Origin of the sequence: Dyella choica (assembly GCF_003977665.1) — a bacterium.
Lineage (GTDB): Bacteria > Pseudomonadota > Gammaproteobacteria > Xanthomonadales > Rhodanobacteraceae > Dyella_B > Dyella_B choica.
Window position 1 is genome coordinate 1 of sequence record NZ_RYYV01000021.1, and the last position, 14,465, is coordinate 14,465.

Genomic DNA, 14,465 nt, shown 5'->3' on the forward strand with positions numbered 1-14,465 from the left:
TTTATGCGAGCGCTTGGGCGAGACGATCTGGCACAAAAGATCGATGATGCACTTCTAGATTGACTCCGCCAACCCAAAGAAATGGCCTCAAGAGCGTGCGGCACTGCCCAGGTTACAAGCCTGAACCATATCGCCATGCTTTGATCGATGGCGGGCCAAGCTTCCACTGCGCCGCTATACCGCGAGGCGTCGAAGCACTGAGGGCTTAAAGCGCGCCTGCCTATAGGTTGAGCTGTGCTGAGATCTGCCAGATCTTAAATCCTCAGCGCTTCGACGCCTCGCGGTATAGCGGGGGCGTGGAACCATGGGCGAGCAACTTTCGATCTGGCCATGGACGTTCAGGCTTTTACCTTACCCATGCCAAGAGCCTTTTAGGCCATTTCTTTGGGTTACTTTTCTTTGGGCCAGCAAAGAAAAGTGACTCGGTCGCTTGCGACCGAAAGCGCCGCAGGCAATGTGGCCAAATACGAATCACAACAATCGTGCGAAGACGAAAAACGGGGCCGTTGGGGTTGCACCCCAACCTACTTCCCGTCACGCGATTCACGCATCGACTCCGCCCAGCGCAGCAGTTCCGCCACCGCCTCGAAGAAATCGCCAGGCAGATAATCGTCCACTTCCACCTTTTCGTATAAACCGCGCGCCAGGTTCACGTTGCGCATGATCGGCACGCCGGCCTCTTCCGCCGCCTGGCGGATCAGGGCCGCTTCGTGGTCCGCCCCCTTCGCGACGATCACCGGCAGATCGTCCTCGCCCTGTTCGTAGCGGATCGCAATGGCCAGATGGGTGGGATTGGTGACCACCACGCTGGCCTTGCGTACCGCTGCCAGGGTGTTTTGCTGTGACCATTCCTGGTGCAGCTGACGGCGGCGGGTTTTGATCATCGGATCGCCTTCGTTGTCCTTCAGCTCCTGCTTGATCTCGCGCCGGCTCATCTTCATCTTCTTGATGAAGGCATAGCGCTGGTAGAACACGTCCAGCGCCGAGACAAAAAAGAACACAAAGATCACACCGGTCGCGAAGCGCTTCACGGCGATCCAAAGCGCTTCGCCCGTCGCCTGCGGCGCAACGTAGGGCAAATTCACGAATTGGCCGATCAGGGCGAACAACACCCAGATGAACAGGCCGATCAGCAAGCTGCTCTTGACGAGCGCCTTGATTACTTCCACCAGGTTCTCCTGCGAGAACAGCCGCTTGATGCCTTCGGCGGGATTCATCCGGCTGGCGTCCGGCTTGATTTTTTTGGGCGCGAAGACCGGACCCACCTGCAGGAATTCGACCATTGCGCCGAGCGCCGCTGCGCTCAGCAATAGCGGCACGGTCAGCCACAGGAAGGCGATGCATGCCGCCAGGCCGACGTCATGCAAGGCCTGCTCGAATGGCTGATGCACTCCTTGCATGACCGTATCGAACAAGCCGTTCAAACGCGCGCGGATCAAGGGCATGCCCATCATCAGCAGCAACAACCAAGCCAATACCAGCACCGTGCTGGTCAGCTCGCGGCTCTTGGGAACGTCGCCGTCCTTGCGCGCGTCGCGCAGCCGCTTGGCAGTCGGCTTTTCGGTGCGATCGCCGCTATCCTTGTTCTGCCCCGCCATGCTTCACCTGATCGATGCCATTACGCGGTGCGCGCTGTTCCAGCCCAACCGAGCGCAGTGTGCACCGGTCCGCGACCCACCACCACCTAGGGAATCCCCCAGCTGCCGCGGCGCAGCAAGCGACCTAGACTTGCCCCATACACAGAATCGTACCCAGGCACCATGAACGTTTCCGAGCTCTCATCACGTCTGCCGCCGCTGGCCGGCGCGGACGCGGTCCAGGCGCCGGCCAGCCTGAGCGTTTCCGCGCAGCTTCATGCAGCCACCGGCAATCAGCTGCTGGAGCTCGATGTATGGGCCGGCACCAGCGCCGCCGAGCGTTTGCTGGGCACGCGCACCGATCTGAACCCTCCCTCCGCTACGCGTCTCGATCAGCTGGTGAGTCATATCCTGGCGCCACTCGACTGAGATTGGCCGTAGACTGCGTGCATGAGCGCCGATCTGCAAACGTTGGCCGAGCCACTGCTGGAAACGACCCGGCGCCTGGTGGGCGCCCTGCAGCAAGAGTCATCGATGGAGCTGCGCCTTGCGCTGGCCAAACGCCTCGTGCGCCAGTTGGGCGACGAGGCGTATCCGATCTTCTTGAAGATGCTGCTGATCATTGCCGAGAGCGAAGACGCAGCCGCGAAACAGTGCGTGGCCGATCTGCTGGCTGCCGCCGCGCAGCGCATGGATCTCCCGTCCGGGCAGCTGAGCGCATGGGGCAGTTCCTGCCGCAGCACTGCCGAGGATACGCCCTGCTGCACCCAGGGTTCGATGAATCGCCGCCGTCTGCTTGGTCCGATTGAGTACCTCACCGTGTGGTATTGCCAACAGACCCAGCGCCAAATGCTGGAGCTGGCCCTATATACCGACGCGATGCGCAAACTGCTGACGCTGTTCGAACTCAATCCGCAATTGCGCATGTTCTACGCCAGCAAGCTTGGCGCAGATGCCGGAACCGAACTCGAAGGCACCTATACCAGGGACACGCGCGATATTCTCGTCCGGCTTGCGCAACGCTGGCAGCAGGCCGACAGCACGCCGGAGGAAGTCGTGCAGGCCGCCATTCGCAGCACGGCACCGGTCGTACCGATGCCGCCGGGCTGGATCGTGCATCAACTCTGAGCGAGTTCATCAATGCGCAAGGGTGGCGCCGCGCTCACGCCACGTTTCCGCATCCAGCTCATAGCAATGGGCCATTTGTCGGCGATGCTCGCACAATCCCAGGTCGCGAAATCCGAAGTACGACATGATCCGGCGCACGCGTTGATGATCCGGATGGCAATAGCCGAACAAGCGCGGCAAGCCCACGACCTCGAACGCCCGCTGGCACAACAGCCGCGTTCCCTCGATCGCGTACCAGCGCCCCCATGCTTCCGGCTTCAGCCGCACGTGAATCTCCACATCGGCCGTCCCTTCGATCGGCAGCAATGAGAAAAGGCCGATGAATGCGCCATCCGGCGCCTCCGCCTGCCACGCTCCGAGACCATGCGAGCTGGCATACAGCCGTTGGACGCAGGCCACGATCGCAGCCACGTCGATGAAACGCGTAGGACTGTCCAGCAGCAGCGGATACATCCTGGTCTGAGCGAACAGACTGCTCAGCTTTGGAATGTCTTCATAACCGACCTCGCACAGCCGCATCCTTCGCGACTGCGGCAACACGGGGCGCGTGGCATTAGCCATTGAAGCGCCTGTAGCAACGTGGCCGCGTGATTCGCCACCCGCGGTTGATCGAGGAGACTCAAGAACACCTAAAAGGGGTTCGGTTTGGGATGGATCCGACATGATGGCCCGTACTCCCTCGGCGTAGCGGACGGCAGATGAATGAGCCAAGACGGATAAGCGCGTTCAGACAACGGCTGCCGCTATCTCAGCGCGGAAAAAGCCTGCTCCCCTGCCCCATGTCACTCATTACCACACCAGCCGGGGACATTTGCCAAGCTGGGAGTTTCCCTAGGCATGCTCGGATCTATTCCACGCCCTCCTCACCGCACGCTTGGAATCCGCACTGCATGCACGTCTGGCAAAGCGTAGGCTGGGATGACAATCCCAGCTTTGCACACGGCAACCCGATGCTGGGATTGTCATTCCAGCCTACTGCGCCGGCACATAGTCCTCGTCGCCAATGTGCAGGAGCTGGTCGCCATCGGCATAGAAAAACAGATGCGCCTCGCTGCCATCGTCGTAGCGCAGGTCGATCGAGTAATCGTGAATCCGGTAGTGCCCCATCCGGACGGCATCCGCAGCAATGGTTGACGCACCTGGTGAAATCAGCCCGCTGTTGCTGGCGTTGCCGAAGCGACCATCGGCATAAAAGCGATAGCCGTCCGTGCGCATGAAAGAAGCATGTCCGCCGTTGACGGTGTTGCCGCCGCCACCCACATGCTTGTAGCTGCCGCGTATCGGCATCCCCGCAGCCGCCGGGGGCAGACATTGCGCGCTCGACATCGGAGCATGGCCAGGCATGCTCAAAGCCCTGTCACTGCCCTGCTGCGTCCACGTCCCCCAGTTATCGACTTCGTTTTGACGCGACAACTGCGCATCGAAGACGTCAGGCGCAAGCTTCGGATTCGCATACGCGGTGCCGTCCTTCAACAATAGATAAGGCCGCCAAACCGGAAGGCGCATCCCGCCTACACCGGTTTTGAAGGTTTTCACCAGGCAGACGCTCTCCATGTCGCCGGCGCCAAGACCTGCGGCCTGTACCGGCAAGCAAGGCCACACGAGCGCAACGGCCAGCAAGAGCGCAAGACCATGCGGACGAGGAGTAAGCATGATGGATAGCCCCATAAGCGCATAAAAGAAAGCCGGGACACCGAAGGTATCCCGGCTACTGTTTGCGCGTGGTCAACGATTACTTACGCACCATACCGTCGAGCGCTTCGCCCAGCGTCTTGATGACGTTGTTGAACGCGTCCATCATCTGGCTGAATTGCTGCGCTTCCGCGCTCAGCTGGGTGGTTTGGCCCGGGTTGTCCGAATTGACGGCGGCGGCGTCGTGCTTGAGCTTGTCGGCCGCTGCGTTCAGTTTGTCGCCCAGCGCCTTGGCTAGCGCCACGAGCCAGCCGTCCGAACCACCGCCGTTGCACAGCATCGAGACGAGCGGTTCGGTAGCCCGGTTCTGGAATTCGTTCAGTGCGTTGCGAACGATCTCGTTGGCTTCCGCACGGCTGATGCCGCCATGGGAGATTGCGGCGGCCGAGGAGGCGTAAGCGGAAGAGATGTGATGCGTGGTCATGGTTTTGCCCTCTTCAAGGATTGGGGGGTCGCAAATCAATCGGGTTTGCTTCGCTACGCCAACTGCCCAGCGCCGGCGTAGATCGGCAATGCAGCGGTGCTTTGGCTGCAAGACCTGCGCGAAGTATGAAAATCCGACCCAATCCATCCAACTAGGCCATTCCCTAGCTAGGGTTTTCCCCATGCTCGTTAGCGCCCCCGCATCACTCGATGATGGGCCATTGGTAGCGGGCAACGGTCTTGCTGGCCGGTGCCGGCAACGAAGAGTTCTGCTTGCGCGCCCGCTTGATGGCAGCCATCGCCGTCTCGGCCTGGTTCACCAGGGCTTGAGCGCTGTAGCAATCGGCTTCGGCCACGACTGCGGCGACGCTCGCTCCGGCATAGTCCAGCAACACGGAATCCAGCTTGAAGCGCCCCTGGGTGGCGCCCTCCAACCGCCGGGACAGCGCGACAGCGGCTTCATTGGCCTTCGCGCGCTGCTCCAGCGCCAGCACTACGAATTCATCGCTACCCATGCGTGCCGCCATGTCGCTATCGCGCAGCATGCGTCGCAGCCGTTTCGCCACGGTCTGCAGCAACTGATCGCCGATCTCGTAGCCAAATCGCTCGTTGATCGGTTTGAATCCATCCAGGTCGATCAACGCCACGATCAAGGCTTTGCCTTCCTGCGGGGAGGCAAGGCGCCGCTGCATCTCCTCCAGCACGGCTTGCCGATTGGGCAGCTGGGTCACGGCATCGGTCAAGGCCATCGCCGCCAGGGCGCTATTGGCCTGATGCAAAGCGGCCAGCAAGCGCTCCCGCTCGACCTGCTGGCCGATCAATTGGGCGAACAGGGCCAGCACATGGGTGGCCGCCTCAGGCAGCGGCTTGCGCTCACCGCTGGCGGCGCACAAGCCGCCAAAAAACTCACCGCCCCTGCCGCGCACGGGAGTGCTCAAATAGGTGACCACGCCGAGCGTTCGGGCCATTTCGCCCTCTTCCCAACAACTCCCGACGTCATCCACATGGAAGCGGCCTTCATCCAACGCGCGCTTGCCGAGACTGCCTTCCCAGGGCACTCGTAATCCTTCCGGAATGGTCAGGCGTTGAGTATTACGGGCGTACAGGACCTGCAGTACGCCCTCCGGCTCGTCCAGCCGGGTCAGGTAAGTCGATTCCAGGCCGGTGGCCGCCTGCAGCAGTTCGAGCAGAGGCCGGACCAAAGCCTCGAGCGTGTGCGCATGGCTCATCGCGGCGACCAGGGCGCCGACGAAATGGGAGGGTAAAGTGCGGGCAAGCGAGTTCATATGCCCGGATATCGGCGGACCGGGCAAGGCCTAAAGCCCACCCACCCGGCGGTCCGCCCCGCCACCGCTCCAGCCGCATCCAGGCACGTGTAGCATGGGGCTACTACCGGAGCCTGCGATGCGATTGACCTATCAGACCGACTACGCCCTGCGTCTGTTGATGTACCTGGCCGTGCAAGGCGATCGCCGCTCCTCCATCCATGAAATCGCCACGCAATACCGGATTTCCGAAAATCACCTGATGAAGGTCACCCAGCGGCTGGCGGCACTTGGTTATGTCGACGCTCTACGCGGACGCAGCGGCGGACTGAAGCTGGCCGGCAAGCCGGAGCAGATTCGCATTGGCGAGGTCGTCCGCGCGATGGAACCGGATTTCGCGATCGTGGAATGCTTCGGCGCCGAAAACTCCTGCAGCATTACGCCCGCCTGTGCGCTGCGCCATGTGCTGGACGAAGCGCGCGAAAGTTTTCTCGGTGTACTGGACAGCTGCACGCTGAAGCAGTTGGTGGCGCGACCCGGAAAATTGCGGATCGCGCTGAACATCGTGAGCTGAGCCTTGGTGCTCAGCCCAACGACGCGCCGAAAAATTCGGCATGGATGCGCGCCTCGGGGATGCCCGCCTGCTTCAACGAGTCGATCTGCGCGCGCATGAATCCGCGCGGGCCGCAGATGTAATAGTCCGCATCGCTCAGGTGATCCTGCATGGCGATCTGCCCGGCATCGATGCGACCTTGCCTGTCGTAGTGCCGGCCTGGCACGTCGGCTGCATCGACATGCTCATAATAGATTTCCACGTCCAGTTTTGCGTGCCGGGCAGCCATGGCCCTGAGCCAGTCGTTCATGGCGTGCACTTCGCGATTGCGCGCCGCGTGGGCAAAATGGATCGAGCGCTGCGGCTGCTGCCTGGCGATATGACTCAGAATGCCCAGCATGGGCGTGATACCTACGCCACCACTCAGCAGCACCAGCGGCGTGTCCTTGGCCTGGTCCACGACGAAATGGCCTTGGGGAAAAGAAAGTTCGATGACGTCGCCTGCGCTGACGTTCAGATGAAGCGCAGTGGAGACAATGCCTGCTGGTACGTCGCCGCTGGCATCCTGGCGCTTGACGGTGAGGCGCAGATAATCCTGGTGCGGCGCATCCGACAGACTGTACTGGCGTATCCGCGTCATGCCAGTTTCGTCCACCGTGCGCACCGACACGAATTGTCCGGGCTGAAACGGCGGCAACCCAGCGTCATCGGTCGGCTTCAGGTAAAACGAGGTGATTTCGCTGCTTTCACGTACCGTGCCGGTCACCCGGAACGGACGCCAGCCGGACCAGCCACCCTCCGCCAAGGCAGCATGCGTGTACAAGGCTTGCTCGGCCTCGATCAGGGCATCGGCCAGCTGACCATACGCGGCGCCCCAGGCTTCCAGCACTTCGGCGTTTGCAGCCTCTCCCATCACCTCGGCGATCGCCGCGAGCAGGTGGCGGCCGACGATGGGGTAGTGCTCGGCGCGAATGCCCATGCTGACATGCTTGGCGGTAATCACCTTGATCACGGGCGCCAGCACTGACGTATCGTCGATGTTTTCCGCATAGCCCAGCACCGCCAGCGCGAGTGCCTGCTGCTGTTCGCCGCTGGCCTGATGGCTCATGTTGAACAGGTGCTTGAGTTCGGGATGGGCCTGAAACATGCGCGCATAGAAGTTCTTGGTCAAAGCCAGGCCGTGCGCTTTCAGCGCCGGCACGCAGCTTTTGACGATGTCGCGTTGAATCTGGGTAAGCATGGAGCACCTGTCGTTCTTAAAGATGCATATACAATACATCTTATAAGACGTACCCTCTTGCGCTGCGACGCCCTGCCGCGGCATTCATGCCAGGATGACCTTCGTAATCGCATGGATCGCAATCCCTGCTCTAAAGCGAAGGGCCGGCTCAGCACCGGCCCCTCCCTGCTTTTGACCACTCAGGACAAGCCCGCTCAGAACCGCCACGACAGGCCGGCGTTGAGGAAATCGTCGTGCACGTGGCCGGTCAGCGAGCCCTGGTAGCTGACGTCGAACAGTACCGATTTGCCGAAATTCATCTGCACCCCGGCCTGCGCTTTCAACCAGGCGCTTGGCACGCTGTTGCCACTTACCAGGAAACTGGCGCCAGGCGCATCGACGAAGGCCACCTGTGTTTGCGGCCGGCGATCGCCCCAGGCACCTGCTTCGGCCAAACCCAGGTACGGCTTGATGGTGGTCGTGCCGGTCTGGAACGTCGTGCCCAGCTTCACACCCAGGTCGCCATCGTAGCGAGTCTGGTCTATGTGGCCGTAACTAAGCGCCAGTGCGTTGCTGGAGGACTCGGCGTAGGACTGCTGCCAGGACCTCGCCGCCGCGAATTCGGCATACGGCTGCACGAACCAGCCATGGGCGAGCCGGATGTCGAAGCCCGAGGCGACCTGCAGGGCCAAGGCGTTGGCATTGGGCTTGCCGCTCACTGTCTGCATGCCGCCGGTGCCGAGGACCATGGTACGGTCGGCACGGCTCCAGCCGTTGACGTAGCTCAGCACACCGCCGATGAACCAGGATCCGCGCTGGTAGGCCCCGTAGGCGGCTAACAGGTTGTAGTCCGAGTGCACGCTGGAGGACAGCGCCGGGGTGCGAGTGTCGACGTTGCTGTGGCCCAACGCGAAGCCCAGCTTGGACTGTTCGCCCAACGCGACTTCACCGCCCAAGGCAATGCCGTTGCCGTCAAAGCGGTTGCTCTGGAACTCGCCATTAACTCGCGTGCCGATATCGGTGGCCTGCACCCATACACGATGATCGCCCACGTCCTTGCCGAGATGGCGGCAGCCGGCCGGGTCGGCCTGCCCGTCCAGGCAGCCAGGTGCGTCGAGCATCTGCTCGCCGACCGCAGCCTGGAAGCGGTCGCCGGCCAGGTTGATCGCGCGCGCCGAAGCCACGCTGCTTTCACCGGAGATGGCCTCCAGGTTTACCGGCACATTGCCGCTGGCGGCGCTGCCCAGTGCTGAGAGCATGCTTGCGGACGCTGTGTACTGCAGGCCGTTGAGCGCCTGGCCCACCGCATACTGGTTGCGGTTGCCGGTTGCTGCCGTCCAGTTTTGCGGGTTGAGGATTTCCAGCGACACGTTGCCCAGGTACTCCACTCGCGCCATCAGCGCGGGTTGCACCGAGGCCGGCACCGGCTGGGATTGGTTGGGAGTCGGCTGCATCGAAGCAAGGTTCACCCAGGCAGTGGGGCCTGATGCGCTGCTGGCATTGGCGAATTGGCCAATCAAGCTGCCGGCGCTCAGCAAGTTGTAGCTGCTGTAGAACGGCGCCGGCGTGGAAGTCGGGGCCAACAGCAGTTTCAGACCGCCGATGTTGGCCTGGCCAGTTACCGTCAGATGCGTGTTCTGCCCGCTGGCCCCATACGAGAACAGCAGTGTGCCGCCTTGGTTGGCCAGGCTGCCCACCGTCAGCGTAGTGCCGTTGGCACTTCCCGGCGCCACCAGGCCACCCAGCACGTTGAGCTGGCCGGAGGCCGAACCCGCGCCGGTCAGCGTCGCGCCGGAGTTCAGTGCGACATTGTTGAGCACCGAGCCGTTCAGGACTACAGCACCGGCATTGATGGTGGTGCCGCCGGTGTAGCTGGCGTTGCCGGTAATAGTGAGCGTACCTGTGCCGTACTTGATCAGCGGGCGGTTACCCGTAAGCAAGGACGAATCCGGGTTGGAGTCGTTGTTGGCCAGGCCAAACTGCAACACCGTGGCGCTGGCGTAGTTGCTGGTGACGTCGTACAACATCCAGGCACCGCGGCCGTAAGTGCCGATGGCCATCGCGTCGAGCCCGGGTTGATAGTCGATCTGGGTGATCTGCACATTCGGCAGTCCATTGCCCAGCCTGCGCCAGTTGCTGAGATTGCCATTCGCATCGCTGTCGGCCGAAACCAGCGGATTGCCGGCATTGGCCGCCGAATTCATGCCGCCGACCAGCAGCGCATTGACGCCGTTGCTGTTGATGAAGGCCAGTGCATCCGGACGAATGAAGTTCGCCGGCAGGTTCGCGGTGAGATCCTTGCCGGTGGTGCCGCCATCGACCGTGCCCCACAGAAAGCCATTGCCATCCTTGCCCGGCGCCGCAGCGAAGAATCGGCTCTGACTGCGCGGATCGAACAACACCGCGTTGGGGGCGTGCATCGCCACCGGATAAGCAAACACCGGCTGCAGATTGATGCTGCTCAACGAGGTTCCGGTGCTGGCGAACAAGCGTGCGTAATTGCCGCTTACCGGATCCTGGTACAGGTAAGTACCTGCCAGCAAGGCGTAGGTGTTGTCGTTGGTACCGAAGTCCAGGGCCGAAACGAAACCGCTATTGCCCGCGAAGTACGAGGGCAAGATCTGATAGCAGCCCTGCGAGCAGGCGGTGTCGCCGGCAACGTAGGGCGTCGGCGCCACATTGAAGTTGTCCTGCGACACCATCACGCCCGGCGTTACACCCGTAGCCATCAGGCTGTGGTCGATGTGGTTGAGCACGAACGGATTGACGAAGTTGATCGTGTTCTTGTCCAGCTCGACGACGTTGGTGCCCACGTACTGGTTCGCCACGGTGGCGAACTGGCCAGTGCTGTCCGGCGCGAAGTACAAGTCCGTACTCACCGGCAAGTTGGGCAAGCTGGCGATCACGTTGCCCTTGGCGTCGGTCCAGGGCACGGTGTTGACGTAGTTACCCTTGGCGTCGGTCTCGTAGCGGGTCAGGCCGCCGAGGTATTGGCTGGCCACATAGGTGTAGCTATAGCCGGGCGTGCTCTGGCCGTTGATCACCGCCAGCGAACCGTCACCGCCGCCGATCTGCTGGTAGATCGAAGAATGGCCGGGCAACTGCCGCGCGGCACCATTGTCCTGCGCAGCCAGCGCGATCTGCCCGGTGTTGGGATCCAGCGCAAGGCTGTAGATCTCCAGTGCCTGGCGGCCGTTGTTCAGTCCGCGCCAGACGCCGTTGTCACTGGAAGGATTGGTGCGCGAGTAAAGGCCGCCGTCCGTGCTCATCAACAGGTTGCCGTGGCCGTCGAAGGCGAACGCGCGCGCATCCGGATGCACGGTGGAATGGTCGCTGGTGTAGTTGTCGGTGAGCGGCGCGTAAGTGATCGTGCCGTCGGCGTTCACCACAACACGAATGGCCGAAACGCCTTCAAAAGTACTGCCGGTGACGTTGTCATAGCGGCCATCGCCGGCGACGTAGACCACATTCGGATGCTGGGGATCGATCGCCACCAGCGAGTTGGTCATCGCCTGGCCGCCCTGGTTGATCGCCACGCCGGGAAGCACTTCACCGTAGCGCTTGAGCTGGTAGGCGCCAGCGCGCGAAACACCCCCACTTTCGTTGGACACTGTGCCAGCGGCCAGCGAAGGGCTCAGATCCACCCAGCTCTTGCCGCCATTCGACGACAGGAAAGCGTTGTTGAGCTGGCCCAGCGCCATGTTGACCACACCGACCACTACCGAGCCGTTCGGGCCGGCTGCCACACGCAGCATGGTGGGCGTATTGGCGTTGATGGAGCCGTTGGCGTTGGCCGCGCTGAAAATCGGGCTCCATGTTTTGCCACCGTCGCCGCTGGTATACACCGCGGTATTGCTGGTGCCGGAGACGCCTACATAAAAGCGGTTCGGATCGGTGGGATCGCCCACCAGCGCCGAGGTGGGGCCCGGCGGCAGTCCCGAGCCGGCGATCTGGTCCACGCGGGTGAAAGTCTTGCCGCCATCCGCGCTGCGGTACAGGCCGGTGTTCGGCCCGTTGGGCTTTTCGCCTTCCTCCTCGAAGCCGGCCGCCATGATCACCTGGCCGCGAGCGACCACATTGAGCATGCTCACGTCAGGCAGCGAACCCTGGCCGATAGCGTTCCAGCTCTTGCCGCCGTCACTGGAGTACAGCAGGCCCTGGTTGGTCAGGCCGCCACGATCGAAGTGCGTGCCGGTGGCGCCGTTGGTCGTGCTGCCTATGCTGGCCACGAGCGTGTTGCCGCTGGCATCGGTGGTATCGAAACTGATATTGGAGACGGCCAGCGAACCCAGACTGTCGGTCATCGCGGCCCAGCTCTTGCCGCCGTCCGCGCTGCGGAAGATGCCGCCGCTGGGCGAGCTGACCAGCATCAGCTGTGCATTGAACGGATTCACGGCGATCGACTGGATCGCACCCGACTGCGTGGCGTAGTACGGCACCGTGTTGGTGGGCTGGCCCGGCTGCGGATTGTCGCCGCCATTCATGAGAAAGGACGGCCCGGACTCCACTCCCGGCCCCGCGGGCACGAATGTCTGCGCGTGCGCGGACCAGGATGCGGCAAGCGCGACGGCGATCATCGCCGTCAGCAGCCTGGGCGTATTCGAATGGCCGGCCGAACGCCGGGTACTACGTGCTTTCATGATTCCCCCCTGTTGGGTTTACCGCTTGATGGACTTGTTGATGCGTACGCGGACCACCTTGTGGCGCATAAGACACGCGCCATGACCTGCCCTCCCCGGCGGGCCGCGCAGAACCTTAGGATGTTTGCAAGATCACCCGCTGACACGACGAAGTGATGCGCGCGTACTGCCGCCATCGACGTCGATATCGAACGAATCGGAACGGGTGTCGAAAGGAAATTCGTGCGGCGTGCCCCCGTGAACGCCGACATGCTGCACCACCACAAAGGCCGAAGCGCAGCAGCGCGGCCTGTAGTTCTTTTCTTTCATTTGTCTCCACCGAGTAACGAAATTCGCACTCCCCGGTTGAATGACGAAATGAAGACAAAAAACCCTACCCTGCCATCCTCTTGGGCTGCCCTACGTCAGGGCATAGGCTGGCATGGCAATCCCAACACCGGGGCGCGTGCAAGGCCGGGATTATCAGCCCAGCCTATGCGCTGTCCACGATCGGGGCCGCCCTGATTTACTTCGCGTAATAGCTCGCCGTGCCGTCCATCCAGTCTTGTCGGCCGGGGGCGAAGAAATCGATGTCGACCGTGTCCTCGCTGAACGCGAACTCGTGCGGCACGTTGGGCGGAAAGATCATGATATCGCCGGCACTCATCGTATAGGCCTTACCTTGCGAGTACACCGTCGCCTTGCCGCTGACGATCCAGGTCACCTGTTCGTTGGCATGGTGATGAAGCGGTACGACGGCGCCTTTCTTGGCGGTCCATTTGACGAACGTGGATTCCTTTCCATACAGGTATTGCCGCTCAAGGAGCGGGGACATTTTCTCGCTGGGCACGCTGTCAAGTTGATAGAACTCGGGCAAGGTGACCATGTGATCGCTGATTCCCGCGATCAGCCCCTTGCCGGGCGCATCCTCGATCGCCGCCATGTGCGTCGCCGATGCCTGTCCCTGCACAGCGGGAGCGGCTGGTTGAGCGTGAGCAAGCGCCCCTACGAAAAGCATGGCGATGGTGCCGGGCACGTCCTGGGTTGCCGCGTTGTGCATCGCGAATGTGTGTCCCCGCGCAGCGGGAGCGGCTTGTTGAGCACTGACAACCACCGCAGAGAGAGCCAGGGCAGCGGCGATATAGACCAAATGGATACGGCGCATGATTTCCTCGAACGAAGTGAACTAGGGTTGGCCTCGCTCGGATGCATCGTAGAGAACGCCCTGCGAGTGATGCACAGCTACGGCTCGAGGCTACCGTGCAAGCGTAGTGGGCCGTGCCTGCGTGATCGCTGGGATTTGTCTTAATTCCAATTGAGCATTCCGCTTACTCCGATGCCCAGACAACACCTACACCAAGCTCCGTATGACATGCCGTGATCACGACGAACAGGATGCCGGGCCATAAGCCCTTTCGCACCTGGCAGGTAACCTTCGATCACGTACCAGCGAAGGAGGAGAAAGCAAGCCATCCGAAGGTGTCTGCGTCGCCTCGCTTGACTTGCTTACGTCCTGGATCAAAATGATCAACGCCATGCGCATGCGTCTCCGCCGCCGTCATCGTCGTGTCCTGTGGATCGGGATGGCGCTGTTTTGCCTGCTGTTCCAGCAGGTGGCGATGGCAGGATACGTTTGCAATCTGGAAACGCAGCGCTCGGCTGCGCTGACCGGTACTTGCGCGGAGATGGCGGCGAATCAGCATGGCTACGCACACGCCCATGCGGATCCGCGCTGCACCGAACACTGTGCGCCCAGCCAAGCCGCGCAGTCCGCTGACCATGCACCGACGGTGCCGCCGCTGATTCTTTCAGCGCTGTCCCTGCCCTCATCGGGCGCGATGGCCATCGCGCCCAAACAGGCATGCTTGGACGATCCTTTGCAGCACCGGCTGGAACCACCGCCCATGCTGCGTTTCTGTACCCTGCTGATCTAGCCCTCGAACGCCGAACCCTCGGTGGCCGCGCTGCTGCGCACGGCCGGCCCTAAGT

At 62.1% G+C, this 14,465-nt stretch carries 13 protein-coding genes; 4 read left to right on the plus strand and 9 right to left on the minus strand.

Features of this window, described 5'->3' with window-relative positions; translation table 11 throughout:
* Nucleotides 1-524 precede the first annotated feature (524 nt).
* Nucleotides 525-1,598 (minus strand): type III secretion system export apparatus subunit SctU, encoded by a 1,074-nt coding sequence (gene sctU, locus EKH80_RS19775; RefSeq protein ID WP_126686528.1) that lies wholly within the window; start codon nt 1,596-1,598, stop codon nt 525-527.
* A gap of 162 nt (nt 1,599-1,760) precedes the next feature.
* On the opposite strand from sctU, the gene EKH80_RS19780 reads away from it, so the two are divergent.
* On the plus strand, nt 1,761-2,006 hold the full coding sequence (locus tag EKH80_RS19780) for a hypothetical protein (RefSeq protein WP_126686529.1): 246 nt from the start codon (nt 1,761-1,763) through the stop codon (nt 2,004-2,006).
* 21 nt (nt 2,007-2,027) lie between these two features.
* Nucleotides 2,028-2,705 (plus strand): hypothetical protein, encoded by a 678-nt coding sequence (locus EKH80_RS19785; RefSeq protein ID WP_126686530.1) that lies wholly within the window; start codon nt 2,028-2,030, stop codon nt 2,703-2,705.
* Nucleotides 2,706-2,714: 9 nt separating this feature from the next.
* Here EKH80_RS19785 and EKH80_RS19790 read toward each other — a convergent pair whose 3' ends face one another.
* From EKH80_RS19790 to EKH80_RS24405, 4 genes are all read right to left on the minus strand, one after another.
* Nucleotides 2,715-3,266, minus strand: coding sequence for a GNAT family N-acetyltransferase (locus EKH80_RS19790; RefSeq protein WP_158628899.1), 552 nt, complete (start codon nt 3,264-3,266; stop codon nt 2,715-2,717).
* A gap of 411 nt (nt 3,267-3,677) precedes the next feature.
* Nucleotides 3,678-4,358 (minus strand): hypothetical protein, encoded by a 681-nt coding sequence (locus EKH80_RS19795; protein WP_126686532.1) that lies wholly within the window; start codon nt 4,356-4,358, stop codon nt 3,678-3,680.
* A 79-nt stretch (nt 4,359-4,437) separates the two neighbouring features.
* On the minus strand, nt 4,438-4,821 hold the full coding sequence (locus tag EKH80_RS19800; protein ID WP_126686533.1) for a hypothetical protein: 384 nt from the start codon (nt 4,819-4,821) through the stop codon (nt 4,438-4,440).
* 202 nt (nt 4,822-5,023) lie between these two features.
* Nucleotides 5,024-6,106 (minus strand): GGDEF domain-containing protein, encoded by a 1,083-nt coding sequence (locus tag EKH80_RS24405; protein ID WP_196240411.1) that lies wholly within the window; start codon nt 6,104-6,106, stop codon nt 5,024-5,026.
* A gap of 118 nt (nt 6,107-6,224) precedes the next feature.
* Here EKH80_RS24405 and EKH80_RS19810 point away from each other — a divergent pair, with 118 nt between their 5' ends.
* Entirely contained in the window at nt 6,225-6,659 is a 435-nt protein-coding gene (locus EKH80_RS19810; RefSeq protein WP_126686534.1) for an RrF2 family transcriptional regulator, read from the plus strand.
* 10 nt (nt 6,660-6,669) lie between these two features.
* Here EKH80_RS19810 and hmpA read toward each other — a convergent pair whose 3' ends face one another.
* From hmpA to EKH80_RS19825, 4 genes are all read right to left on the minus strand, one after another.
* The gene (gene hmpA, locus EKH80_RS19815; RefSeq protein WP_126686535.1) at nt 6,670-7,878 is read right to left on the minus strand and encodes an NO-inducible flavohemoprotein; all 1,209 of its coding nucleotides are present in this window, start codon (nt 7,876-7,878) and stop codon (nt 6,670-6,672) included.
* 194 nt (nt 7,879-8,072) lie between these two features.
* Nucleotides 8,073-12,497 carry an autotransporter domain-containing protein gene (locus EKH80_RS19820; protein WP_126686536.1) on the minus strand — a complete coding sequence of 1,475 codons (4,425 nt, stop codon included), beginning with the start codon at nt 12,495-12,497 and terminating at the stop codon, nt 8,073-8,075.
* A 132-nt stretch (nt 12,498-12,629) separates the two neighbouring features.
* Nucleotides 12,630-12,806, minus strand: coding sequence for a hypothetical protein (locus tag EKH80_RS23880; RefSeq protein ID WP_158628900.1), 177 nt, complete (start codon nt 12,804-12,806; stop codon nt 12,630-12,632).
* A gap of 196 nt (nt 12,807-13,002) precedes the next feature.
* Nucleotides 13,003-13,626, minus strand: a complete 624-nt coding sequence (locus EKH80_RS19825) for a cupin domain-containing protein (protein ID WP_230473838.1) — start codon at nt 13,624-13,626, stop codon at nt 13,003-13,005.
* A gap of 385 nt (nt 13,627-14,011) precedes the next feature.
* Here EKH80_RS19825 and EKH80_RS19830 point away from each other — a divergent pair, with 385 nt between their 5' ends.
* Entirely contained in the window at nt 14,012-14,410 is a 399-nt protein-coding gene (locus EKH80_RS19830; RefSeq protein WP_126686537.1) for a hypothetical protein, read from the plus strand.
* Nucleotides 14,411-14,465: the final 55 nt, after the last annotated feature.